Source organism: Sphingopyxis sp. LC363, from assembly GCF_000756385.1.
In the GTDB taxonomy this organism is placed as follows: Bacteria; Pseudomonadota; Alphaproteobacteria; order Sphingomonadales; family Sphingomonadaceae; genus Sphingopyxis.
In genome coordinates, this window is record NZ_JNFC01000001.1 from 190,411 (window position 1) to 215,084 (window position 24,674).

Annotated in this window: 23 protein-coding genes; 10 read left to right on the forward strand and 13 right to left on the reverse strand. The window is 64.4% G+C overall.

Annotated features, from left to right (window positions below):
* Positions 1–91 precede the first annotated feature (91 nt).
* From FG95_RS00815 to FG95_RS00840, 6 genes are all read left to right on the forward strand, one after another.
* Positions 92–2,632, forward strand: coding sequence for a heavy metal translocating P-type ATPase (locus FG95_RS00815; RefSeq protein WP_003046486.1), 2,541 nt, complete (start codon positions 92–94; stop codon positions 2,630–2,632).
* 44 nt (positions 2,633–2,676) lie between these two features.
* Positions 2,677–5,856, forward strand: a complete 3,180-nt coding sequence (locus FG95_RS00820) for an efflux RND transporter permease subunit (RefSeq protein ID WP_037553276.1) — start codon at positions 2,677–2,679, stop codon at positions 5,854–5,856.
* A 13-nt stretch (positions 5,857–5,869) separates the two neighbouring features.
* Entirely contained in the window at positions 5,870–6,355 is a 486-nt protein-coding gene (locus FG95_RS00825) for an SRPBCC family protein (RefSeq protein ID WP_003046480.1), read from the forward strand.
* The gene (locus FG95_RS00830) at positions 6,352–6,786 is read left to right on the forward strand and encodes a disulfide bond formation protein B (RefSeq protein ID WP_003046478.1); all 435 of its coding nucleotides are present in this window, start codon (positions 6,352–6,354) and stop codon (positions 6,784–6,786) included. Before FG95_RS00825 ends, FG95_RS00830 begins: the two co-directional genes overlap by 4 nt.
* Positions 6,783–7,427: a DsbA family protein gene (locus tag FG95_RS00835; RefSeq protein WP_003046475.1), complete on the forward strand. Its 645-nt coding sequence runs from the start codon at positions 6,783–6,785 to the stop codon at positions 7,425–7,427. Before FG95_RS00830 ends, FG95_RS00835 begins: the two co-directional genes overlap by 4 nt.
* 191 nt (positions 7,428–7,618) lie before the next feature.
* A complete protein-coding gene (locus FG95_RS00840; protein WP_003046472.1) occupies positions 7,619–7,924 on the forward strand; it encodes a hypothetical protein in 306 nt (101 codons plus the stop codon).
* A gap of 27 nt (positions 7,925–7,951) precedes the next feature.
* On the opposite strand, the gene FG95_RS00845 is transcribed toward FG95_RS00840, so the two are convergent.
* From FG95_RS00845 to FG95_RS00860, 4 genes are all read right to left on the reverse strand, one after another.
* A complete protein-coding gene (locus FG95_RS00845; RefSeq protein ID WP_037553277.1) occupies positions 7,952–8,611 on the reverse strand; it encodes a class I SAM-dependent methyltransferase in 660 nt (219 codons plus the stop codon).
* A 47-nt stretch (positions 8,612–8,658) separates the two neighbouring features.
* On the reverse strand, positions 8,659–9,174 hold the full coding sequence (locus FG95_RS19715) for a helix-turn-helix transcriptional regulator (RefSeq protein WP_161786522.1): 516 nt from the start codon (positions 9,172–9,174) through the stop codon (positions 8,659–8,661).
* Between the two features lie 300 nt (positions 9,175–9,474).
* Complete coding sequence (locus FG95_RS00855) at positions 9,475–11,421, reverse strand: cytochrome c/FTR1 family iron permease (protein WP_003046463.1); 1,947 nt, start codon at positions 11,419–11,421, stop codon at positions 9,475–9,477.
* A gap of 5 nt (positions 11,422–11,426) precedes the next feature.
* Entirely contained in the window at positions 11,427–12,068 is a 642-nt protein-coding gene (locus FG95_RS00860; RefSeq protein ID WP_037553278.1) for a cation transporter, read from the reverse strand.
* A gap of 70 nt (positions 12,069–12,138) precedes the next feature.
* On the opposite strand from FG95_RS00860, the gene FG95_RS00865 reads away from it, so the two are divergent.
* On the forward strand, positions 12,139–12,552 hold the full coding sequence (locus FG95_RS00865) for a MerR family transcriptional regulator (protein ID WP_003046458.1): 414 nt from the start codon (positions 12,139–12,141) through the stop codon (positions 12,550–12,552).
* A gap of 35 nt (positions 12,553–12,587) precedes the next feature.
* Here FG95_RS00865 and FG95_RS21285 read toward each other — a convergent pair whose 3' ends face one another.
* Both FG95_RS21285 and FG95_RS00870 read right to left on the reverse strand, forming a co-directional pair.
* On the reverse strand, positions 12,588–12,815 hold the full coding sequence (locus tag FG95_RS21285; RefSeq protein ID WP_081611194.1) for a GDCCVxC domain-containing (seleno)protein: 228 nt from the start codon (positions 12,813–12,815) through the stop codon (positions 12,588–12,590).
* Positions 12,808–13,167 carry a mercuric ion transport protein, MerT gene (locus FG95_RS00870; protein WP_051066412.1) on the reverse strand — a complete coding sequence of 120 codons (360 nt, stop codon included), beginning with the start codon at positions 13,165–13,167 and terminating at the stop codon, positions 12,808–12,810. The genes FG95_RS21285 and FG95_RS00870 overlap by 8 nt, the downstream gene beginning before the upstream one ends.
* Before the next feature lie 72 nt (positions 13,168–13,239).
* Between FG95_RS00870 and FG95_RS00875 the strand changes: the two genes are divergently transcribed.
* The gene (locus FG95_RS00875; RefSeq protein WP_003046453.1) at positions 13,240–13,641 is read left to right on the forward strand and encodes a MerR family transcriptional regulator; all 402 of its coding nucleotides are present in this window, start codon (positions 13,240–13,242) and stop codon (positions 13,639–13,641) included.
* A gap of 84 nt (positions 13,642–13,725) precedes the next feature.
* On the opposite strand, the gene FG95_RS00880 is transcribed toward FG95_RS00875, so the two are convergent.
* The 7 genes from FG95_RS00880 to FG95_RS00910 form a co-directional block, all read right to left on the reverse strand.
* Positions 13,726–14,094 (reverse strand): copper-binding protein, encoded by a 369-nt coding sequence (locus FG95_RS00880; RefSeq protein ID WP_003046451.1) that lies wholly within the window; start codon positions 14,092–14,094, stop codon positions 13,726–13,728.
* A complete protein-coding gene (locus tag FG95_RS00885; protein WP_037553279.1) occupies positions 14,091–17,225 on the reverse strand; it encodes an efflux RND transporter permease subunit in 3,135 nt (1,044 codons plus the stop codon). The genes FG95_RS00880 and FG95_RS00885 overlap by 4 nt, the downstream gene beginning before the upstream one ends.
* Positions 17,222–18,448 (reverse strand): efflux RND transporter periplasmic adaptor subunit, encoded by a 1,227-nt coding sequence (locus FG95_RS00890; protein WP_003046445.1) that lies wholly within the window; start codon positions 18,446–18,448, stop codon positions 17,222–17,224. Before FG95_RS00890 ends, FG95_RS00885 begins: the two co-directional genes overlap by 4 nt.
* The gene (locus FG95_RS00895) at positions 18,445–19,671 is read right to left on the reverse strand and encodes a TolC family protein (RefSeq protein ID WP_003046442.1); all 1,227 of its coding nucleotides are present in this window, start codon (positions 19,669–19,671) and stop codon (positions 18,445–18,447) included. The genes FG95_RS00890 and FG95_RS00895 overlap by 4 nt, the downstream gene beginning before the upstream one ends.
* A gap of 66 nt (positions 19,672–19,737) precedes the next feature.
* The gene (locus FG95_RS00900; RefSeq protein ID WP_003046439.1) at positions 19,738–20,004 is read right to left on the reverse strand and encodes a hypothetical protein; all 267 of its coding nucleotides are present in this window, start codon (positions 20,002–20,004) and stop codon (positions 19,738–19,740) included.
* A 64-nt stretch (positions 20,005–20,068) separates the two neighbouring features.
* Positions 20,069–20,431, reverse strand: coding sequence for a hypothetical protein (locus tag FG95_RS00905; protein WP_037553280.1), 363 nt, complete (start codon positions 20,429–20,431; stop codon positions 20,069–20,071).
* Between the two features lie 102 nt (positions 20,432–20,533).
* On the reverse strand, positions 20,534–21,355 hold the full coding sequence (locus tag FG95_RS00910) for a MauE/DoxX family redox-associated membrane protein (RefSeq protein WP_003046430.1): 822 nt from the start codon (positions 21,353–21,355) through the stop codon (positions 20,534–20,536).
* Positions 21,356–21,435: 80 nt separating this feature from the next.
* On the opposite strand from FG95_RS00910, the gene FG95_RS00915 reads away from it, so the two are divergent.
* Both FG95_RS00915 and FG95_RS00930 read left to right on the forward strand, forming a co-directional pair.
* Complete coding sequence (locus FG95_RS00915) at positions 21,436–21,834, forward strand: MerR family transcriptional regulator (protein WP_003046425.1); 399 nt, start codon at positions 21,436–21,438, stop codon at positions 21,832–21,834.
* Between the two features lie 642 nt (positions 21,835–22,476).
* A complete protein-coding gene (locus tag FG95_RS00930) occupies positions 22,477–24,591 on the forward strand; it encodes a TonB-dependent receptor (protein WP_052181951.1) in 2,115 nt (704 codons plus the stop codon).
* Positions 24,592–24,674 lie beyond the last annotated feature (83 nt).

The following is a 24,674-nucleotide window of genomic DNA, read 5'->3' on the forward strand; positions in this document are numbered from 1 at the left end:
CATCCCGCAATGGCTCCCGCACCTCATCCTGCCGCGCGTTTAACATGCGCCCGGATCGCATTGCCGACCGCCAACAGAAAAGGATGGCATCATGAGTGACCAGTTGCGGCTCGATATTCCGCTTCTCCTCCCCGAAGTCGCCGATACCGCCGACCGCTGCGTCGCGCGCCTGACGAGCGAACTCGAAGGACGCGAAGGCGTCGACAAGGTCCATGTTGTCCGCTCAAGCGACGGTTCGCCGCCACAGCTCTGCATCCATTACCGTCCGGATATTCTCCCGCTCGAACGCGTGCGGCAGCTCGCGCGCAGCGCCGGTGCCGAGCTCACCGGCCAGTATCAGCATCTCTTCTGGGATGACCTCGAAGGCGTCGGCCACGCCCGTCGCGCGCGGACGATCGGACTGAAGCTTCGCGAAATGCCGGGCGTGATCGAGGCCGAAGTCGGCGCCGCCGGTACGCTGCGCGCCGAGTTCCAGCGCTCGGAGACCTCCATCGAAATGATCAGAAAGACACTCTCGGATATGGGCGTCACTCAGAAATCGACTGCCGTCGCCGCGGCTGCCCCGGCACAAGCCGCCCACCAACATGGCGATGATGGCCATGACCATGGTCCGGATCACGCGCATGGGCCAGATCACAAACATGGCCATACGGGCGAGGATAGCCACGACCATGGCCATGATCATGGCGGCATCTTCGGCGAGCGGACCGAGCTGATCTTCGCGCTGCTGTGCGGTCTCGTCCTCGGCATCGGCTTTGCGATCGAGAAGCTCGCCGCGGCGCCGGAGTGGGTGCCGCTCGCATTCTATATTGCCGCTTATGGCTTCGGTGGCTGGTTCACTGTCCGCGAGGCCATCGAGAATCTGAAGCTCAAGCGCTTCGAGATCGACACGCTGATGCTCGTCGCCGCGGCCGGCGCTGCCGCGCTTGGTGCGTGGGCCGAAGGCGCGCTGCTCCTCTTCCTCTTCAGCCTCGGCCATGCGCTCGAACATTATGCCATGGGCCGCGCCAAGCGCGCAATCGAGGCGCTTGCGGAGCTGGCGCCGCAGACCGCGACGGTGAAGGATGCCGACGGGACGGCTCGCGAAGTCCCGGTCGAGCAGCTGGCGATTGGCGACACCGTCATCGTCAAGCCCAACGAGCGTCTTGCCGCCGACGGCTTCGTCGTCGTTGGCCGCACGGCGATAGATCAGGCTCCGGTGACCGGCGAGAGCGTCCCCGTCGACAAGGAACCGGTGGCCGATCGTGCGCAGGCCGCGGCAAAGCCCGATGCACTCGACGCAAAATATCGCGTCTTCGCGGGCACCATCAACGGCTATGGCGCGATCGAGATCGCGGTAACCCGTCTTGCGGCCGATACCACGCTCGCTAAGGTCGTGAAGATGGTGAGCGAGGCGGAAACGCAGAAATCGCCGACCCAGCGCTTCACCGACAAGTTCGAGCGCATCTTCGTGCCGAGCGTGCTCGCGCTTGTGTTCGTCCTGCTCTTCGCCTGGGTCGTTGTCGACGAGCCGTTCCGCGACAGCTTCTATCGCGCCATGGCGGTCCTTGTCGCGGCAAGCCCGTGCGCGCTCGCGATCGCGACGCCGAGTGCCGTCCTGTCGGGCGTTGCGCGTGCGGCGCGCGGCGGCGTGCTGGTCAAAGGCGGTGGCCCGCTCGAAAATCTCGGCTCGCTGACCGCGCTGGCGTTCGACAAGACGGGAACGCTCACCGAAGGAAAGCCGCGCATCACCGACGTCCTGCCGGCCAGCGGCGTGCCGAAGGAGGAACTGCTGCGGATCGCGGTGGCGGTCGAGCGGCTGAGCGATCATCCGCTTGCCGCTGCCATCGCGCGCGATGGCGAGGCCATGCTGACGTCGACGCGCGTACCGGTGGCGGACGACCTTAACAGCCTGACGGGTCGCGGCGTCACGGCAAAGGTCGAGGGCGAAACCGTCCTGATCGGCAAGGCCGAAATGTTCGGTGCCGACGGCATCGCGCCGATCGGCGGCGAAGTGGCGGCTGCGATCGCCGGCCTCCGCGAGCAGGGCCGCACGACGATGGTCGTTCGTATGGGCGACCGCGATCTTGGCGCGATCGGTCTGATGGACACGCCGCGCGAAGCGGCGCGCACCGCGATCGCCAAACTGCGCGAGCTCGGCATCGGCCGGATGATCATGATTTCGGGCGATCACCAGAAGGTCGCGGAATCGATTGCCGCCGAGGTCGGGATCGACGAGGCCTGGGGCGACCTGATGCCCGATCAGAAGGTCGACGCCATTCGCGACCTCAAGGCGCAGCAGCCGGTCGCCATGGTCGGTGACGGCGTCAATGACGCACCGGCGATGGCGAGCGCCACCGTCGGGATCGCGATGGGCGCCGCGGGGTCCGATGTTGCCCTCGAAACCGCCGACGTCGCGCTGATGGCCGATGACCTCGCTCATCTGCCGTTCGCGATCGGACTTAGCCGCCAGACGCGCCGCATCATCCGCCAGAATCTGGTGGTCAGCCTCGGCGTCGTCGTGGTCCTCGTGCCGGCGACGATCTTCGGACTCGGAATCGGTGCGGCGGTCGCGGCGCACGAAGGCTCGACCCTCGTCGTCGTCGCCAACGCGCTTCGCCTGCTCGCCTATCGCGATCGCAGCATGGGCTGAGGGCGCACAGTCGCGGTGGGATCGAACCGGAAGGGGGAGAGAGGATGAACTTCAAGAATATCTCGGCCTGGTCCATCCGGAACCCGATCCCGCCGCTCGTCATGTTCTTCGGTCTGACGGTGGCGGGCATCGTCTCCTTCCTCATGATGGGGGTCCAGAGCGATCCCGACATCGATTTTCCGGGCGCCATCGTCATCATCGCCCAGCCGGGCGCCGCGCCCACCGAACTCGAAACGCAGGTCACGCAGCGTGTCGAGGCGGCGGTGCGGACGATCGAGGGGATCGACGAGCTCAATTCGACGGTTACCGAAGGCCAGTCGCAGACCTTCGTCCAGTTCGCGATCGGCACGCCGATCGACCGGGCGGTGACTGACATTCGCGACAAGATCACCCAGATCCGCAGCAACCTGCCGAACGGCATCCTCGAACCGCAGGTTATCCGCCTCTCTACCTCGGGCAACACGCTTGCCTATTGGTCGGCTTCGGCCACCGATATGACGCTCGAGGAATTGAGCTGGTATGTCGACAATGTCGTCGCGAAGCGGCTGATCGCGGTCCCCGGCATGGGCGACGCCTATCGCCGGGGCGGCGTCAGCCGCGAAATCCGCGTCATCCTCAACCCCGAACGCATGCGCGCCTACGGCCTTACCGCCGCCGCGGTGAACACCCAGCTCGTCCAGCTCAATGTCAATGCGGCCGGCGGCCGGATGGAGGTCGCGGGCTCCGAGCAGGCGGTGCGTATCCTCGGGAACGCGAGCAGCGCCAACGCGCTCGGCGAGACGCTAATCTCGGTCGGGACGAACCGGACCGTGCGCCTCGCCGATATCGCCGAGGTCAAGGATCTCTACGCCGAGCAGCGCTCGGTCTCGAAGCAGGACGGGCGGCAGGTGCTGACCTTCGGCTTCGAGCGCGCCAAGGGCGCCTCGGATGTGACCGTCTATGACGCTGCGGTCGAGGAGCTGCGAAAACTCGAGAAGGAAAACCCCAAGGTCAAATTCACCGAGCTGTTCAGCGATATCGAATATACCAAAGGCCAATATCATTCGGCGATCAATGCGATGGTCGAGGGCGCGATCCTCGCGGTCGTCGTCGTCTTCCTTTTCTTGCGCGACTGGCGGGCGACGTTGATCTCGGCGCTCGCCATCCCGCTGTCGGCGGTCCCGACCTTCCTGTTCATGGACCTCATGGGCTTCTCGCTCAACATGATGACCTTGCTCGCGCTCAGCCTCGTTGCCGGCGTGCTGGTCGACGATGCGATCGTCGAGATCGAGAATATCGTGCGCCACATGCGGATGGGCAAATCGGCCTATCAGGCCTCGATCGATGCGGCCGACGAGATCGGCCTCGCGGTGCTCGCGACAACCATGACGATCGTCGCGGTGTTCCTGCCGGTCGGGCTGATGCCGGGCGTCGCCGGGCAATATTTCAAGAATTTCGGACTGACGGTCGTGGCCGCGGTGCTGATGAGCCTCGCGGTCGCGCGCATGATCACACCCATGCTCGCCGCCTATTTTCTCTCTGCGCAGGGTCCGCAAAAGCATGGCGAGGGCCCGCTGATCGACACCTATATGCGCATCTTGCGCTGGAGCCTCGACACCAGCGGGGCCGCTGCCGCGCGTGCGCGCGGCGGGCGCTGGAAATGGCTCGGTTACATCAAGGACCATCGCGTCTGGGTGGTCGGCATCGGTGTGCTGGCGCTCTTTGCGACCATTTTCAGCTTCTCGCTGCTCCCGATGACCTTCCAGCCGTCGATCGATTCCGACACGAGCCGCGTGGCCATCCAGCTCGCCCCGGGCGCAACGCTCGAACAGACCGAGGCAGTGGCCGACGAGGTGACCGATCTCATGAAGCGCGACCCGCTCGTCGAATCCGCCCTGTCGCGGATCGATGTCGGCACGGCGACGGTCTATCTGAAATTGCGCAAGGACCGCGAGCTGACCTCGACCGAGTTCGAAAAGGACCGCGCGCCGCGGCTAGCGCAGGTTCCCGATGCCCGAATCAACTTCCAGTCGCAGCATGGCGGCGGCGGCGGCAGCAGCCGCGACATCTCGATCACGCTCGGCAGCGACGACCCGAAGAAGCTCGAAGATGTCGGCAACCGGCTGCTTGCCGAGATGGCCCGCGTGAAGGAAATCCGGTCGCCGCGTGTCGAGGGCAATCTTCAGCGCCCCGAGATCGTCCTTCGCCCGCGCTTCGCGCTCGCGGCGCAGCTCGGCGTGACGACGCAGGCGCTCAGCCAGTCGATCCGCGTCGCGACATTGGGCGAGATCGACCAGAATAGCGCGAAATTCTCGCTGTCCGACCGGCAAATCCCCGTTCGCGTCGCGCTTGCGGAAACCGCGCGCGAGCGGCTCGATACGCTGCGCAATATGCCTGTTCCGACCCGGAACGGGGGAACGGTGCCGCTCTCGGTTGTGGCCGAGATCGGCTTCGGCGCCGGCCCGACCCAGATCAATCGGACCAACCAGGTGCGCCAGCTCACCATCGGGGCCGACCTGGCTCCGGGTCTCGTGACCGGTCAGGCGATGGACAAGGTCGAGGCGCTGCCGGCGCTCAAGGCGCTGCCCGCCGGGGTCACGCGGCTGGTACTCGGGAGCGCCAAGTGGCAGGCCGAGATGCTGCGCAACTTCGCGATCGCGGTCGTATCGGGGATTTTTCTCGTGCTCGCTGTGCTGATCCTACTCTATCGCAAGATCATCCCGCCCTTCGTCAACATGGGCTCGCTTCTGCTCGCCCCGCTCGGCGGGGCGGTCGCGTTGCTGCTGACGGGCTATCCGCTCTCGCTTCCCGTGTTCATCGGCGTGCTGATGCTGCTCGGTATCGTCGGCAAGAACAGCATCCTTCTCGTCGACTTCGCGATCGAGGAAATGGCGTCGGGGGTGCCGCGCGACGAGGCGATTGTCGACGCCGGACACAAGCGCGCGCAGCCGATCCTGATGACCACGGTCGCGATGGTCGCGGGCATGATCCCGACCGCGCTGTCGCTCACCGGCGACGGCGCATGGCGCGCGCCGATGGCGGTCACGGTGATCGGCGGGCTCATCCTGTCGACGATGCTGACACTGCTGATCGTGCCGGCGTCCTTCAGCCTCGCGGCGGGCTTCGAACGCCGGATGGTCCCGCGCTTGCGCCGCTGGTTCACGACGGGCGGCGCGCACGCCGACCCATCGCCTGCGGGCGTCACCGACATCGGCGCGGGGCAAAGCCCGGCGGCCGATCGATAGAGGAGTTAAGCTGATGGAGTTCGAGCGGGAGCATGACCTCCCCTATAGTCCGGAGCAGATATGGGCGGTCCTCGGCGATTTCGAGAACCACCGGATCTGGAATCCCTATGTCCGGATCGAGCAGCTTGCCGAGGACCCGATCGCGATCCGCTATTCGATGCGCATGGATCCGCACAAGCCCAAGTTTCTCGAAGTCTCCGCGGCGGTGCTCTCCGCGCGCCCGGGCGAGGAGCTGATACTCGACGTCAAGCCGAGCTTCATCCTCCAGTTCGAGGAGAGTTATATCCTGACGCCGACGGCGAGCGGGACGAAGTTCGTTCACCGCTATCGTTGCCGCGGGCCCTTTGCCTGGCTCCGGCTTCCCGGCATCAAGACCAGCTTCCAGCGAATGATCGCGTCGATCGACGGCATCCTGCTCAGCTACCTCAAGTCCAAATACAGCAAGCCGCCACCGCCGCCGCGACGGCCCAAGTCCAAGTTCAAAGGTGGCCGGCGATGACGAGCTTTCCGCTGCTCGCGCCGCACAAATGGCGTCCGCTCGGCGCGGCCTGGGCAATCGCCCTCCTGTCGAGCCTGGCCGTCCTCTTCGTCGGCGAGGTCATGGGCCAGGCGCCGTGCGACCTCTGCTGGTTCCAGCGTAGCTTCATGTTCCCGCTTGCGATCATTCTCGGCATCGCGGCGTTCAGGTCGGACCGCGCCATCGTTCCTTATGGGCTGGCGCTGGCTGCGGGCGGTGGTCTCGTCGCTTTCTATCATAGCCTGCTCTACGTCGGCGTCATTCCGGCCCCGATCGTCCCCTGCACCGGCGGTCCATCATGCTCGGGAGAGAGCATGGCAATCGGAGGCGTGCCGCTGCCCCTCCCGTCGCTGACCGCGTTCGCGCTCATCCTCACCCTCTTGCTCAACTTCCAAAGGAGACTGAAATCATGAACAAACGCATCGGAGTGGTGGCCACGCTTGTCGTTTCCGCACTCGCTTTCACCGGCGGCGCGATGCTCTACAGCGGAACCGCCGAGGGCGAACCCACGAAGAAGGTCGTGGCGGGGCCCGTCGACAGCCTCATTCGCCCGCATTCGCCGATCATCGGACCGAAAAATGCCCCGGTCACCATCGTCGAATTTTTCGACCCGTCGTGCGAGGCCTGCCGCGCCTTCTATCCCACGGTGAAGGGCATCGTTGCCAAATATCCCAAGGATGTGCGTCTCGTTATGCGCTACCTGCCGCTGCACCCCGGCTCGGCCGAGGCGATCGTGATCCTCGAAGCCGCCCGCGTCCAGGGCAAGCTCGAGCCGGTGACGGCCGCCCTGCTCGAAGCGCAGCCCGAATGGCACGACGGCAAGATGGACGGTGCCTGGGCGGCCGCCGAGAAGGCCGGCCTCAATGTCGCGAAGGCGCGCGCGATGCCGACAACCGATGCGATGGCCTGGATGGAGCAGGACATCGCCGACGCGCGTGCGGTCGGCGTCCGGGGCACGCCGACCTTCTTCGTCAATGGCGAGATGCTCGTCCAGCCGAGCCCCGAACAGGTCGAGGCCCGAGTCCAGGCCGCGGTAGCGGCAAAGGGCAAATGAGGGCCCGCACCCGTCCCGCTTCGTCCACGCGGGACGGGTGCCCACCATGCGGCGCGATACTGTCTCTCCCGCCATCGGCCTGTCGCATGGAGACGCCGGGTCACCGTCCGATCGGCAGCATCGGAGCCAATATTCACAGCGCATTCAAACATGAAGGGGGATTTTGAACGCCACGAAAAGGAGAGACTGACATGCGAAAACTGATGACGATCGCGGCCGCGATGCTCGCCTTCGCGCTCCCCGGAACAGCGCTTGCCCAGCACCATGGCGATCGCGGGGGATATAGCCGCGGACATGACGCGCCACGTGGTCATGACCGCGACTATCGTTCCTCACGCCACGGCGTGCCCAATTATGGCTATGATCGTGGCTATCGTGGCTACGATCCCTACTACCGCGGCCATGATCGCCGCTATGAACGGCGGGACCGCTACGAGCGGCGCTATCAGAAGCGCCGGATGCACCACCATCACCGCGGGCGTCACTGGCGCGGCTAGCCGCGACCGCGCGGGCCGGGCGAGAAACTACCGCTTCGCCCCATAGATTGAAATCGAGCCGGTCGGCGTCGGGATGACTCTCATCTCTTCGACCGCCTCGAAACCCGCGGCTTTAAGGATCACCGGGACGCAGCCCTTAGCGTTGGGTTCGGTATATTCGAACCCGTCGAGCAGCTGGATCTGTCGAAAAAGCATGCGCATCAGCAGCGAGCGCTGCTCGCCATAGTCGGCTATGAAAAGGGTCCCGCCCGGCCTCAGGAGCCTGAACATCTGCGCGGCAATCGCTTCCTTAACGGCCATCGGGCACTGGTGAAGGACCAGGCTCGATACGATCTTGTCGCATTGCCGGAGTGCGTCGATGCCGTCCAGCTCGTCGCCCATAGCCTCGAACCATCGAATCTCGGCATCGGCAACCTCAGCCTTGGCGCGCGCGATTTCCAGCACGGCGGGGTCGGGATCGACCGCCAGAACGATGCTCTCCGGCGCCGCCTGCTTGAGGGCGATCGCAAAGGTTCCCGTGCCGCACCCGATATCGACGATCCGCTCGCCCGGCCGCGGTTCGGCGAAGCGCAGCAAGTCGCTTCGCCATCTTTTCTCTCTGGTCATGAGGGCTATGGCGGCATCGTAGCGGTCGAGCGATCCGCTCTTGCCGAGTGCCGGGACGAAGTCTCTGTGTGCGTCTGACATGATGCGCCTCTACCAGGCGCGATCACGCACCGGCTTGAACGGAGAGGCTATGATTCGATGAAAAGGTCGCTTGCCCGGATACCGAACATCGCCTTGATCGTGCGGGCGAAATGCGCGCTGTCGCTGAACCCTGCCATGTGTGCGGCCTCGGTCGCGCTGCGGCGCATTCCCAATTCGTCGAAGGCGATAATCAACCTTCGCCAGAGCACAAAGCGCTGGAAGGGCATGCCGATCTCGGCGGCAAAGAGATGCCGGAAGCGGCCGAGCGAAAGGCGGCTCTCCTCCGCCACAGCCGCGAGACGGACAGAGCCCATGGGGATCAGGCGGTCAATCGAGGCGGCGGCGCGGGTGATGCGCGGATCGAGCGGGGGTCGGGCGCCTCGCGTGAGCCAGTTTTTCCAGAAGGACCGCTGTCCCGGCAGCGCGACATGAATCGGATCGGAGCAGATCAGCCGGTCTTTCAGATCTACCGGCGGACCGAAGACCACTGTCGGCTCGACGAACCATAATTCAGCCGTGGGCGCGGGGAGCAGCCGGTGCACGGTATCGGGTTCGATGAGCAAGCAACGCCCCGACAGGCGCGCGCCATCAGCATCGACCACGGTAAGCGGCTCGGCACAAAACACTGCCTGCGCCGCAAAATGGCGGTGCGCGGCGGCATCGCCAACCGAACCCGACCAGAGAGCATGATAGTCGCCGAGGCTAAGTCGGCCGTTCCAGTTGGACGTTTCGGGCATCGGGTCGCAATAGCAGGCCTAACTCGTGTGCGTAACGGGCGCCGGGTAAGCACTCTGGCTCGGAGGCTCTTTTCGGAAGCCGTCTTACGGCCAAGGAGGAGTGCGCCGACCCCGTGATGATTCCCCTCATCGACCGGGCGCTGTCTCGATGCGGCGATGTTGCCGACTGTTGTAACGATAGCCGATCCAGAGGATTGCAAGCGCGAGAAGCTGGAGCAACAACGGTTCGAGCGAAGGAAATATCCCCATCGCCGGGAAGCGGGGAAAATGAGCTAGCGGGGTGATGCCGAGGAGGCCGGCTTCCTGTAGCGCGCCCGCGCCCTTGCCGGCCAGGACAACCGCGAGGATAGCGATGAGCGAAGAGCTGTAAGCGAAAAATCTTCCGATCGGCAGGACCCGGCTGTAACGAAGCATGACCCATGCGATTGCTGCCAGGATCACCACTGCGGTTCCGGCTCCGGCGGCGATCGCGCTGCGGCTTCCTTGCGCGGCGAGAGCTGCGAAAAACAGGATGGTCTCAAAGACTTCCCGATAGACCACGAGGAAAGCGAGCCCGAACAGGAACCAGGCCGAGCGACGTGAAAGCGCTTTGCCCATCGCTTCGCGAATATAGCGCTGCCAGCTCTCCGCATGTGACTTTCCGTGCATCCAGATGCCGACCCAGACGAGAACGACTGCGGCGAAAAGCGAGCCAAATCCCTCTGTCAACTCGCGGTTCGCTCCGCTGATCGAGATTGCATAGGTCGCGACTGCCCAGGTTGCGCCGCCGGCTGCCAGGGCTGCGATCCAGCCGCCATGGACATAGGGTAGGACCTCAGGCCGTTCGGCCTTTCGTAAGAAAGCGATCATCGCCACGATGATCAGAAGCGCTTCGAGACCCTCGCGCAGCAAGATGGTAAGCGCCCCGACAAAGGTCGATGCGTCGCTGGCTGCATCGGGAGACAGTGCAGCTTCGGCATCGGCGAAAAGGGTTTCGACTGCGGCGGCTTTACCCGCGACCGCATCGACCGGCACACCTCGCGCGATGGACACGCGATAATCGGACATCGCGGATTCGATTTGCGCCATAAGGGCGGAATCGCGCGTCGTCAGGATCGGCTCAATCGGTTCGAAACCGTCGAGATAGGCGGACAGCGCGAGACGCTCTGCCTCGCTCCGATTTCCCTTGCGGTACGCGGCAAGGCTTTGCGCCAATTTGTCACGGGCAACCGCAAGCGTCGCGGGCGAAGCGGTTGTCAATGCTTGGGGATCTGAGCGCAAATAGGCGGTAAGCGCGTCGGCCTGCTCCGATCCCAGCCCACGACCAAGCACTTCCGGGCTGAGACTCGTGAAGGCTTGCAGGTCGGGGACCAGTTCGCGCGCCGCAGGGGTCTGGTTCCAGACACGCCGGCCGGCTGCGACGTCGCGAAAGGCAAATCCACCGGCATAGGCTGCTACCGCCCAGCGGTCGTCGGAGGGCAAATGGGCAAAACTGGGCATGGACGTGCCTTCGAGCCCCTGTCCTATCACCTGATAGAGCGCGAACAGACTGCGCTTGCGAGCGCGTCCGGCGTCGGTGAAATCGATAGGTGCCGGGTCGAGCCCCTTGGCCTGAGGTCCATTGCCATCGCCGCGCGCGCCGTGACAGCTGGCGCAATTTTCCAGATAGACTTGGGCTCCGCGCCGGGGATCTGGAGCGTTGCGCGGCGCGAGGGGCACAGGGTAGGCGGCGAGGAGGTCCGCCGCGAGTCCGCGCGCCTGGCCAGCCACCTTGCCGGGGTCCGCCTTCGATGCGATCGCCGTCTGGAGTTGTCCCGCTTCACTGACAAGGCGAGCCCGCGCCGGGGATACCGGAAGCGCTTCGATCCCCTTGCGAACGGTGGCGGAAAACTCGGTCATCTCGGCATATTCGACCGTGCTCGTCACCGCGCCATTCGAGACCGCTCCACCATAGTCGACCGCAACATAGTCCAGCAGGCGCCAGATGGTCTGGACTTCGCCGGCATCAGTGCGGGCCTGTGCCGTCGGCACGACGAGGCCGCAGATTGCAGCGAGCGCGATCAGCAGAGAGAGAAAGCGGCGGGCGGGGGGCATTGGCCCTATTGTCCGGGCACAGTCGACAGTTCGCGCAATTCGGTCCGCGCGCTGCGTAGAATCTCATAGGCCGAATGCAGGAAAAGCGTGGCAATGATGGCGGCGACTGCAAGGTCGGGCCAGGCTTGCCCGGTCCATGCGACGAGGCCGGCGGCGATGATCACCGCCACATTGGCGATCGCGTCGTTGCGGCTGAACAGCCACACCGCCCGGACATTGGCGTCGCCTTCGCGGAACCGCGAGAGGACCGCGGCCGAGGTGAGGTTGACGAGGAGGGCGGCGGCGCCGATGCCGCCCATCAGCTCGGCTTCGGGCGGAACCGCGGTCAGGGCACGCCACAGCGCGACGCCGATGACCCCTATGCCAAGCGACAGCAGGAACAGGCCTTGGGCTAAGGCGATACGCGTGCGGGCGAGCGCAGTCCAGCCTATCGCGACGAGGCCGGCCAACGTGATCGTGCCGTCGCCGATAAAGTCGAGCGAGTCGGCTTTCAGCGCCTGGCTGTTGGCGATGAACCCGCCGACGATCTCGATCGCGCCGAAGCCGAGATTGAGAATTACGACGATCCACAAGGCCCTTCGATAGGCGGGATCGCGTTCGGCCCTGACGGTGTCGCCCGTGCAGCCGCAATTGCTGTCGTTGCTCATTCCCCTGTTCTACATTCTACAGTAACTGTAGAAGCAAGCTGAAATCGAAACGAGACTGAGAGGAAGGGAGATGGCGCGCGACACGCGGCTGCCGATCGGCGGCCTGGCGAAACGCACCGGCACCAAGGTAAACACGATCCGCTTCTATGAGGATATCGGATTGCTGCCTTGCGCAGCGCGCACAGCCTCTGGCCGGCGCACCTACGGGGATGAGGATGTCGGGCGCCTCGCATTCATCCGCAATGCCCGCGGCCTCGGCTTTTCGATCGATGAAATCCGGTCGTTGACGGCGCTGGCCTTGGGGCCGGGGCAGGACTGCGCCGAAATCCGCGCAGTTGCGGCGCGTCACCTGCTCGATGTCGATGAAAAGCTGGAACGGATGGCGCGGCTCCGTGCTGAACTTGCCCGTATCGTCCAGCTCTGCGATGGCGGGCCGGTGTCGGATTGCCGGGTCATCGAGGCCATCGCCGCCGGAAATGCCTAGCCGCCGCGCTATCGGGACTGTCGGCGGCTTGCGGCTCAGCCGCAGCAACTGCCCTTGCCGCCGTCAACCTGTATTGGCGGGCAGGGTACCGTGCCATAGGAACAGAAGACACAGCAGTCTCCTGGCAGCGGCTTGAGCAGCGCGCCGCATCCCTTGCAGTCGTAGAAATACTGACACGCATCGGTGGGCATGATTTCGTCGGCGATTTGACCGCAGAGCGGACACGTCAGCGTCGATTGCAGGACCGGCGAGGGATCAAGCATAGCGATAGCCGAGCCAGAGGAGGACGGCGGCGAGGAGCAGTCCGATCAGGGTCACAAAGCGCAGCGACGCGGGCACGCACAGGCCATCGGCGCCGCAGCGCGCCGCGCGCATCTGCTGGCGCGCCAGCAGGACGCCACCGGCGACGAGCGAAATTGCGCCGAATGCGACGAACCAGAGCCGGTAGGGCGCGGCCGGGACCGCTATGCCGACGAGCCAGGCGGACCCGAGCCCCGCCGAGGCCAGCAGCATGGGGAGGGCGCAGCAGGTGGCTGCGAGAAAGCCCGATGCGATCCCGCCAAGCGCCAGCGAAATGGCCCCAAATCCTTTTGGACGCCTTGCATCTCCAGCCAAATTCAAACTCCTTGTTTCGCGGTAGCGGCAAGTCTACCATCTGTAGTGACTACAGATGCAAGCGGAATCGCAATGGCCCCCTCAAGCACCATCCCCATCGGCGAGCTTTCTCGGCTTACCGGCTGCAATATCGAGACGATCCGCTATTATGAGCGCATCGGCATTCTGCCCGCGCCGGTCCGGTACGGGCGATTTCGCCGTTATGATTCAGCTGGTGTGCGGCGCCTTGCATTTGTGCGCCGCGCGCGCGAACTGGGGTTTCCCCTCGATACGGTCCGGACTTTGCTCCTTCTTGCCGAAGGCGGCGGCCATAGCTGCGATCAGGCGCGCCATATGGCCGAGAGCCAGCTTGCCGACGTCCTCGCCAAGCGCGCCGACCTCGACCGGATGGCCGCTGTCTTGGGCGATCTTGTCGAGGCGTGCGGCGCCGGCGATGCCGGGGGCTGCCCGCTTCTGGAGGCGCTGTCCGACTAGGTTCGAGTACAGCCGTCTTCCGCCAGCGCCCCAAAGCAGCCATTGCGCGCGGCAACTAGGGCCACCGCGCGCAATGGCGGCGCGTTACGGCGCCTTGTCGAGCTTGGTGATCGTCCCGGCCTTGCCGTCCCAATTGAGCTCGAACGCGACCTTGTCGCCGACCTTGATGTCCTTCAGCAGCTCGGGTTTCGCCGCAAAACCCATCGTCATCGGCGGCCATTCGAGTTCGGCGATCGCGCCATGATCGAGCGTGACCTGGCCTTTTGCCGTATCGATCGCGGTCACGGTCGCCGTGCCCTTGCCATGCTTCGTTTCGGCCGGGGCCGCCATGGTCCCTGTGTCATCGGCCATCGCGGCCTTTTCTTCCGTCTTCGGTGCTTCGCCTTGCTTGCCGCAGGCGACAAGTCCAGCGCCGAGCGCAAGGCTGAGCGTAATCGCAGTGAGTTTATTCATGTCGTTTCTCCTTCGGGTTGGACGGGATGAGCCGCACGCCTTCGCATCAGCAGATAGGCGGCGGGAATGATAAGCATCGACAGCAGCGGCGCGGTGAGCATGCCGCCGATCATCGGCGCGGCGATGCGGCTCATCACTTCGGAGCCGGTGCCGGTCCCGACGAGGATCGGGAACAGGCCCGCGAGGATAACCGCAACGGTCATCGCCTTCGGGCGGACGCGGAGCAGCGCGCCTTCGCGAACCGCGGCCAATATGTGGCCGTCGCTGCGATCGGCGAGCGCATGCTTGAGATAGATGAGCATGACGACCCCGAACTCGGCGGCAACGCCCGCAAGCGCGATGAACCCGACCGCGCTCGCGACCGACTGGTTATAGCCAAGCAGATAGAGGAGCCAGAGCCCGCCGGTGAGCGCAAAGGGCAGGGTCGCCATGATGAGCAGCGCCTCGTCCCAGCGGCGGAAGGTCAGGTAGAGCAGCAGGAAGATGATCGCGAGCGTGACCGGCACGACGACCTTCATCCGCTCGGTCGCACGAACGAGGAACTCGAACTGCCCGGTGTAGGAAACGCTGACGCCGGGCGGCAGATCGACATCGCGCGCGATCGCCCGCTGGATGTCCTGCACGAGGCCCTGCAAATCGCGGCCGCGGCTGTCGACGTAGATCCAGGTCACCGGGCGGCCATTCTCGCTGCGCAGCATCGGCGGCCCGTCGCTGACCTTGACTCTGGCCACCGTGCCGAGCGTGATCTGCTGGCGCGACGGCGTCAGGACCGGAAGGCTCGCGAGCTCGCCGATACTGTCGCGCAGCTCGCGCGGGTAGCGGACGCTGATCGGATAGCGGGCGAGCCCCTCGACCGTCTGGCCGATCGTCTCGCCGCCGATCGCGCCCGAGACGATCGCTTGCACGTCGGCGACATTGAGGCCGTAGCGTGCTGCGGCGGCGCGATCGATGTCGACATCGATATAGCGCCCACCAGTCAGCCGCTCGGCCAGCGCCGACGCTACGCCGGGTACGGTCTTGACGACCGCTTCGATGCGCTTGGCGGTGCGATCGATCCCGGCAAGATCCGAGCCCGCGACCTTGATGCCGACCGGGCTCTTGATCCCGGTCGCAAGCATGTCGATGCGATTGCGGATCGGGGGAATCCAGAAATTGGCGAGCCCCGGAACCCGGACCCGCGCGTCGAGCTCCTCGATCAATTTCTCCTCGGTCATGCCGGGGCGCCAACGGTCCTTCGGCTTGAAGCGGATCGTCGTCTCGAACATCTCGAGCGGCGCGGGGTCGGTCGCGCTGTCGGCCCGCCCCGCCTTGCCGAACACGCTCTCGACCTCGGGCACGGTCTTGATCAGTCGGTCCGTCTGCTGGAGCAGGCTCGATGCCCTTGCGGCCGAGATGCCGGGTAGCGCCGAGGGCATGTAAAGGAGGTCGCCTTCGTGCATCTGCGGCATGAACTCGCCGCCGATCTGGGTCATCGGCCACAGGCTGGTGGCGAAGACGAGGCCGGCGATCACGAGCGCTTTTTTCGGCCGTTCGAGCACCCAGTCGAGTGCCGGGCGATAGATGCGGGTCAGCCAGCGGTTGACCGGATTACTCTGTTCGGCGGGTATCTTACCGCGGATCAGCCAGCCCATCAGCACCGGGATGAGCGTGATCGAGAGGATCGCGGCGGCCGCCATCGCATAGGTTTTGGTGAAGGCGAGCGGCGAGAAGAGCCGTCCCTCCTGGCCTTCGAGCGTGAAGATGGGGAGGAAGGAGAAGGTGATGATGAGGAGGCTGAGGAAGAGGGCGGGCCCAACCTCGGCGGCGGCGTCGGTGATGACGCGCCAGCGTTCGGCGCCTTTCAGTTCCTCGCCCGGATGATCGCGCTCCCAATGTTCGAGATGCTTATGGGCATTTTCGATCATCACCACCGCAGCGTCGACCATCGCACCGACCGCGATGGCGATGCCGCCGAGCGACAATATATTGGCGTTGAGTCCCTGCAGCCGCATCACGATGAAGGCGATGAGGATGCCGAGCGGCAGCGTCAGGATCGCGACCAGTGCCGAGCGCGCGTGCCAGAGGAAGAGCGCGCAGACGAGCCCGACGATGATGAACTCTTCGACGAGCTTCGAGGTAAGATTGTCGACCGCGCGGTCGATCAACCCCGAGCGGTCATAAGTGGTGATGATCTCGACCCCGGGCGGCAGGCTGCGCTTGAGCTCGGCGAGCTTGGTGCGCACGCCGTCGATGACTTCGCGGGCATTCTTGCCCTCGCGCATGACGATCACGCCGCCCGCGACTTCGCCCTCGCCGTTGAGTTCGGCGATGCCCCGCCTTGTGTCGGGACCGATCTGCACCGTCGCGACATCGCCGACCGTTACCGGGAGTCCGCCCGCGGCGGTGCGGATCGGGACGGCGCGGAAGTCGTCGAGCGACTCCAGATAGCCGCTCGCGCGGACGATATATTCAGCCTCAGCGAGTTCTAGGGAGCCGCCGCCGCTTTCCTGGTTGGCGCGCTTGAGGGCGTCGGCGACGTCGGTTGCAGTCACCCCGAACGCGGCGAGCTTCTGCGGATCGACGATGATCTGATACTGGCGCACCATGCCGCCGATGCTCGCGACCTCGGCGACGCCGGGAACCGATTTAAGCTCGAAGCGGAGGAACCAGTCCTGAAGACTGCGGAGTTCGGCAAGATCGTGGCGGCCGCTTTTGTCGACGAGCGCATATTCATAGATCCAGCCAACCCCGGTCGCGTCGGGACCGATGCTCGCGCGCGCGCCCTCGGGGAGACGGCTTTGCACCTGGCTCAGATATTCGAGCACGCGGCTGCGCGCCCAATAGGGATCGGTGCCGTCGTCGAACAGGACATAGACGAAGCTGTCGCCGACGAAGCTGTAGCCGCGCACCACGCGCGCGCCCGGCACCGAGAGCATCGTCGTCGTGATCGGATAGGTGACCTGGTCCTCGACGATCCGCGGTGCCTGTCCCGCATAGCTGGTGCGGACGATGACCTGGACGTCCGACAGGTCGGGCAGGGCGTCGACCGGAGTCGTGCGCACCGCGGCGATCCCGAGCAAGGTCAGGATCAGCGCCGAAGCGACGACAAGCCCGCGCGCCGCGACCGAGGCGCGAATAATGCGTGCGATCATTGCGCTGGCTCCAGCGGACGAACCGTGAGACCGGTCAGGCTCGCCTCGGAATCGAGCAGGAACTGGCCCGACGCGACGACCTTCTCGCCGGGGGCGAGCCCTCGCAATATCTCGGTCTTGCCGCCGCCTTCGCGTCCGGCGACCACTTCGGCGGGATGGTAGCGTCCGTCGCCCTTCTCGAGCATCACGATGCTGCGCGTGCCGGTGCGGATCACCGCTTCGCTTGGCACCAGCAGCGTTGGCTTGGCGTCCCCGCCGAGCGCGACGACGGCGAACATGCCGGGGCGTAGGCGACCGCCGCGGTTGGCGAGCTCGATGCGCACTGTCAGCGTCCGGCTGTCCGCCGCTGCGGTCGGCAGGATCGCGACGACCCGCCCGGTAAAAGCCTCGCCGGGAAAGGCGGTGAGGTTCGCGGTGGCAGGTTGGCCGATCTTCACCAGTCCGGCCTGCGCTTCGGGGAGCGCGGCATTGAGCCACACCGTTCCAAGTCCCGAGATTTCGGCAAGTGTCTGCCCCGAGGCGAGAGTCACGCCTGCACGGGCATTGAGCGTCTGGACCACGCCGCCGATCGGCGCGCGCACCGTCAGTCTGCCGCCGGTCCGTCCGCTCCGGTCGACCTCGGCGATCACGCCTTCGGGCATGCCCATCAGCCGCAGCCGCTGCCGCGCGGCCGCCGTGAGTTCAGGTTTGCCGAGCTTCTTGACGCTCAGATATTCGGTCTGGGCGCTGCCCCATTCAGGCAATTGCAATTCGGCGATCGGCGCACCGGCGCCGATGACATCGCCAGGCGCGAGGCGATAGACGCGTTCGACGAAGCCGCCCGAGCGCGCCTGGACGATCGCGACATCGCGCTGGTTGAAATCGATACTGCCGTTGACGTCGAAGGTTGCGGCAAGGCTCCCCATTTCGGCCGCGACCACTCTTATGCCGAGGCTCTGACGCGCCGACGGGTCAATCGACACGCCGGGCGCCGCGCCGCCACCCTCGTCGGCATATTTGGGCTCGAGCTGCATGTCCATGAAGGGCGACTTGCCGGGCTTGTCGAACTTCTGGTTCGGGAACATCGGATCATAATAGTAGAGGATCTTGCGCCCGCCGCTTGCCGTCTCGGTTGGTGCATCGCTCTTGCCGCTCTGTCCCAACCAATAACCGCCGCCGCCCGCGATCAGCACCGTGGCCAGGATTGCGACGCGCCAGCGCGCCGCTGATGTTGCATCGGTCATCGACCTGCCTCCCCATAAATATAATTGATCCGGATCGCGTCGCGCGCGACCTCGGCTTCGCGCGCCAGCGCATCGACTTCGGCCTCGGCAAGCGCGAGAGTCGACAGGAGCGCGGTCCCGAGGTCGAGCTTTCCGGCGGCGTAGCTTGCAAGATCGAGCTCGGCGCGCTTCTTCGCGAGCGGCACGAGCCGCGTACGTGCATTGGCGAGCTGCTCATGATGCATGCGGTGATCGGCGAGATCGGCGTCGAGCGCTGCCGCGATGTCGCGCTTGGCAGCCTCGCGGTCGAGCCGGGCGCGCATCGCCTCGCTGGCGCGCGCGGCGATCTTGGGGTCCTGCCGCTTTTTCGAGAAGAAGGGCAGGTCGACGGTGACCCCGACCGTGACGAGATCACCGTAATTGGGCTCGCGGCGCCCATAGGCCGCGTTGACGCTCCAGTCGGGTCGCTTGTCGGCGCGTGCGAGACCGGTCTCGGCGTCGGCGGCGAGGGCGCGGGCATCGAGTGCTCTGAGCTTTGGCAGGGCGTCGATGCCGGCGCGCAATCCTTGTTCGTCGATCGACTGCGGCGGCAAGTCGCCGAGCGTGTCGGCGGCGGGGTCGCCGGTGAAGCGGGCGAGCTGCGCGCGGGCGCGGGCGATCTCGGCGGCGAGCGCGCTGCGGCGATCGTTGATCGCGGCGCGAAGCTGATCGGGTTCGAGCGCCTGCGCCGGGCGCGCCGCACCGCTGGCAAGCCGCGCCGTCACGGTCGATTGAAGGTCCTCGAGGCCGCTATCGAGCAGGTCGAGTTCCTTCAGCTCCTTCTTGGCATAATAGAGATCGACCCAGGCGAGCGCGGTCGCGAGCCTGATGTCCTGCGCGGTGACCGCTTCGTCGGCGCGGGCGATTCCAATGTCGGCCTGCGCGCGGGTCGCGCGCGCGCGGCGTTTGGCGGGGTTCGGAAAATCCTGGCTGACGCCGATGACCTGCATCGTGAAATCGTCGCGATTGAACCGGCCCGCGTCGGGTCCGGTCACCGGGAAATCCTGGAGGACGATATTGAGTTTCGGGTCGGGCAGCCGGTCGGCGGCGATCGCCGCCGATTGGGCGGCGTCGACGCCCGCTTCGCGGCTTTGCAGTTCGGGTGCCTCCGATGCTGCTCGGCTGAGCGCCGAATCGAGCGTCATCGGCTCGGCGTGAAGAGCCGAGGGCAGCGCAAGCAAGGCTGCCGTAAAATATGGGCGCATGATGTCCCCCTGCTGTGGACTGGGCGAAAGCCTCCCCGGCGTCTGTACGCCGGGGAAGAAAGACCGTTACCCTTGCGGGGGCATCCTTTGGTCGCCGGACATATTCTTCATGCAGTCCGCCGGACTCACCTTCATCATGTCGCAGTCGCAATGCGCCATCTGTCCCGGCTTGTCCTTGACCCAGACGCGGACTCGCGAGGTGGTATTGGACTTGTTCGGCCCTGGCACCTGGCGGGTCTGCCATTCATGATGGCCGCCGGACGGTTCTTGGGCGAGGACGGGAGCGGCAAGCGTTGCTGCCGCGAGCGCGGCAACGGCAAAAAACGGTTTCATGTTGAATTCCTTGATTGAAAAGCGTGAAACCGCGCGCCGGGACGAGCCGGTGCGCGTCGGCAATTCAGGCAAGAAATAGGGGCGGGGCGGGTTCGGGGCCGAATGTTCTTCCGGCGAGGCGCCGGACAGGAAGCGGATCGAAAGAGCCGGCGACAAATGTCTTTTCGGCAAGGGGGGTAGCCGGAGAGACGACGGCGGGCGGTAGCGCGCAGCCCATCTTGGCGATGCAGTCGAGCGTGAGGCCCTTGCACGGAGCGCTCTTCTGGGATTTTTTAATCCCCATCATCTCCGCGCATTCGTCGCTCATCGCCGCCGCGAACGCCGTCTCGGCCGACGGGAGCGCGGGCGCCGAGGCGAATGCGGTCTCCTGCGCCAGAAGGCCGAGTAAGGCTCCGACAAGAAGTAGAAAGGTGAGCCAGCGTTTCACGGTCGAAGCATGATCCTTGTCAAACTTGGCGTCAATCTAAACCGGGGTGGAGATCCCGCTCACTTGTTCGCCGACTGTCCCGTCGTGGTTACGCCGGACCCGTTAAGAATGGCCCATTGTCATGGCGGCGGGCGCGACCAGCATCCACAGCGCCATGGCGATCATCATCAGATTTTCGGTCAGTGAGATGAAACCCAGCGGCACATTGCTGTCGCCGCCGACGCAGGCGCATTTGAGTTCGCGCTTGTCGATATACACCGCCTTGAACACCGACACGGCGCCGATGATCCCGATGAACAGCGCCACCGGAATCGATATCCAGTTCAGCGCGCCAGAAATCATCAGGATGCCGGCAAGACCCTCCGCAAAGGGATAGATGGTAGCATAGGGTACCCAGCGTTTGGCGAGCAAGTCATAGTTCAGGAACATGCTCGAGAAGCTCTCGATGTCGCGGAGCTTGAGGAAGGCAAGCAACGCCATGCTGAACCCGATAAACCATTCGGCGGCACGGATTGTGAAGGGCGTGCCCGACACCGCTTGGCTGGCGGCCAGCGCCATCAGCGCGGTGATAGAGAAGAGCGCGATGACGGGCTTATAGGTAAGCGCCTTAGGATCGCGGACTTTCAGACCGAGATGGCGCCTCAGATCGTCAAGACCGCCGATCCGCTCGCCTTCGATGAAGGTCTGCGGCGTCGTCGCGACGCCATGTTTCGCCTTGAATGCGTCGGTTTCCTCGCGGGTCGTCAGCCAGACATCCTCGACGTCATAGCCGCGGCTGCGCAACAGATGCAGCGCCTTCAGGCCATAGGGGCAGATATGCTGCTCCATCACCATGCGATAGATGGTCGCCCGCGGCTTGCCCGAAACCGCCGCACCAGTGTGCGCTGGCGCGCTTTCGTTCGCGCGCTGAACCTGCATATTCATCGATTCGCCTTTCTTGATTCCCGATCGCTTCCCGCTATATAGGCTCCGTACCATAGTACGGAGTCAAGGCCTTGCGTGACATGACCATCGGCCAGCTTGCCCGGCAGGGCGGCGTCAATGTCGAGACGATCCGCTATTACCAACGCCGCGGCCTGTTGCCCGTTCCGCCTCAGTCGGCCAGCGCCCCGTCGGAAGGCCGAGTCCGGCGTTACGACGAGGCGGTTCTGCGCCGTCTGCGCTTCATCAAATCGGCACAAGCAGCGGGATTTACGCTCACCGAGATCGCCGAACTGCTCGAACTCGACGCGTCGAGCGATCGCGCGCGAGCGCGCGAACTGGCCGATGCGCGCATCGCGGCGATCGAAAAGACGATCGCCGAACTCGATGCGGCGCGGCGCGCGCTCATGGGCCTGTCGCGCCAATGCGCTGCCGCCGACACGCTCCACTGCCCGATCATAGCGGCGTTCGAGCAGGTCTAGCCCGACTGGCCTTGGCGGCGGATGGTGCTGACGGCCGGTCTCACCTCCCAACTGGTGTCAATCGGTCGCAAATGGTTCCAGCATCCCGGCTACAAGCGATGGGATGGTAATTCCGGCTGCGACATCGAGCAGAAGGCTAGCGCGGATCGCAGCCGCAGGTCTCGCCGCTGCCGCGTCCGGAGTTGCGACGGCCGTCCGAAGTGCCTGGGTCAGGCGCCATCGAATCTCCGCGGCTAGGACCGGCATCAGAGCGAACAAATAGGCTTCCACGGGGAAGACCTGACCATAGGGTCAAGCGAGCGATTGCGTCACGTGCACGGCGCCGACCAAGGCTCCGACGAGGGGCAGAAGCGAAAAGCGCCGCTTCTGGATGAAGGTAGGAGCCTTTGGGCGTTCCGGATCAACTTCATCCTGGCGATCTGAACAAATCGGGGAGCCCAATTCCAATGGTTTTACGTCGCCCGAACCATTTTTGAGGGATGAGTCGTTCTGGTGCGTAATCAATGTCAGTAGGGGATGTTGGGTGCTTGAACTCGGAAGCCGTAAGCAGCGGTTTCCGGGCATGCATGTTTTTGTCCTCGACTTCCCCGAAACTCATTTGGGCTGCGCGAAAGGGCAGTTCTTCGAAACAGGGGAAGCATAATGAACAAATTATACTGTTATTCGTCGACGAAGCGCGCAATGCAGCGAAGCTCGATGGCGGCGATTGCGGTGGCGGTCGCGTTTCCCGCGCAGGCTCAGGAAGCCCAGTCGGACGGCCTCGCCGAGATCATCGTAACGGCGGAGAAGCGCGAGGAAAATCTGCAGTCCGTTCCCGTCTCGGTGACAGCGATGACCGGCGAGGCGCTTACGGCAACGGGCATATCAAACGTCGAAGACCTCCAATTTTTTGTGCCGGGCGTGTCGATCACCAACGATTCCATGGCGATCATCAATATTCGTGGAATTGGCACCTCGGCGTTCGGCGTTGCGACCGACCCCAGCACGACAGTCCATTATGACGGCGTCTACATCTCGCGCCCGACCACAAGCTATCAGGATTTGTTCGACGTCGAACGCATCGAGGTGCTGCGCGGACCGCAAGGCGTTCTCTTCGGTCGCAACTCCGCCGGCGGCACACTCAACATCATTTCCAAAATGCCTACGGAGGATTTGACTGGCGCGCTGGGGCTCACCGTCGGAAATTACGAGAAGCGCTCGCTGAGCGGCACGATTTCTGGACCGCTTGGAGCGGGCGTCCGAGGCCGCCTCACCTTGCTTGCCAACCAGCGCGACGGCATCTACCGCGACGTCGTCTCGGGACGGCGATACCAAAACGAAGATAATCTCGCTGGACGACTGACGCTTGCGATTGACGCGAGCGACCGTCTTGAGATCGTGTTGCGGGCGGATGCCAGCCGTGATCGCGAGACCGGCGCGCGGTCTGTTCGGCCCTTTTATCCGCAAGGCTTCGTCGATGCGGGGGCGACGATCCCGGCCAATGACAAAGAGGCCGCACTCGACCGCCTGCCGCGTTACGATGTCGATGCCTGGGGCGTGTCCTCGACCATGAACTGGGACGGCGGCCCGGTCACGCTCCGCTCGATTACGGCGCTGCGCAAGAGCAAGGTCGTCCAGGCGCTCGACGTTGACTCGACTGACCTCTTCCTCCGCGATATCGAATTTTACGAACGTTCCCGCAGTTTCACGCAAGAGTTCCAACTTCTCAACAACGATGCGGACAAGCTGCGCTGGATCGTCGGAGCATTCTATCTGAATGAAAAGGGCAACGACGAAATACGGATCATCGAACCGGGTCGTCGGCTCGCGATCCCGGAAAACAATACGACGAATGCATTCGCGCTCTTCGGACAAGCAAGCTACGAACTCATCGACCGCCTGCGATTGACCGGAGGGCTTCGATACTCATACGAAAAAAAGGATTTCGGATATCGTGTCCTGCTGAACGGAAATCAGGTCGATGCCGGTCAGCCCAAATCATCCTGGACCGCCTGGACTCCGAAAATTGGGATCGATTACGACCTTGCCGATGACGTCATGGCTTATGCGTCGGCAACCCGCGGGTTCAAATCGGGTGGATTCCAGCTGGGAGACGGGCGGCCTTTCCTCCCGGAGTATGTCTGGAGCTACGAAGTCGGCCTGAAGTCGACGCTCCTCGATCGCCGGCTTCGAGCTAATTTTTCCGCCTTCTATTATGATTACACCAATCTTCAGGTGGTCGAGTATAATAATGGCGTTGCCAGTACCACCAACGCCGGCAAGGCGACGATCAAGGGCGTTGAAGCGGAACTGATGGCACGGCCGTTCGATCGCCTGACGCTTACATCCACGATCGCTTATCTCGATGCGCGCTACGATGTCTATTTTGACGACGTCGGCGCAAGCCTCAAGGGCAAGCGGCTGCCGAACGCGCCGAAGTGGAACATCACTTTCGGCGGAGAATATAAGGCCTCCCTGGGCGGCGGAATGCTGACATTACGGACCGATATCTCCTGGCGCGACAGCGTCTTTTTCAAGCCCAGCAACAATCCGCTTTTTTCCGGAAACGCCACGACCCTTATAAATGGGCGTGTCACATGGCAGCCGGCGAGCGAAGCGTGGGAAATTGCGCTTTATGGCCGAAATCTCACCAACGAGCGCTATGTGAGCTATAGTACGATCGGGACGGACGCGACGGGTGTCTCGAACCCTACTCTTCCGCTCTACATCTACGGCGAGCCGCGCCAGTATGGACTGCAGCTGCGCTACTTTTTCTGAGGTTCCTCGTCCTGCGAGGTCCCCCGGCGACTCCCCTACGGTCGTCGGTCCCCCTGGGCGCTTGCGCCCGGGGGGAATACTTC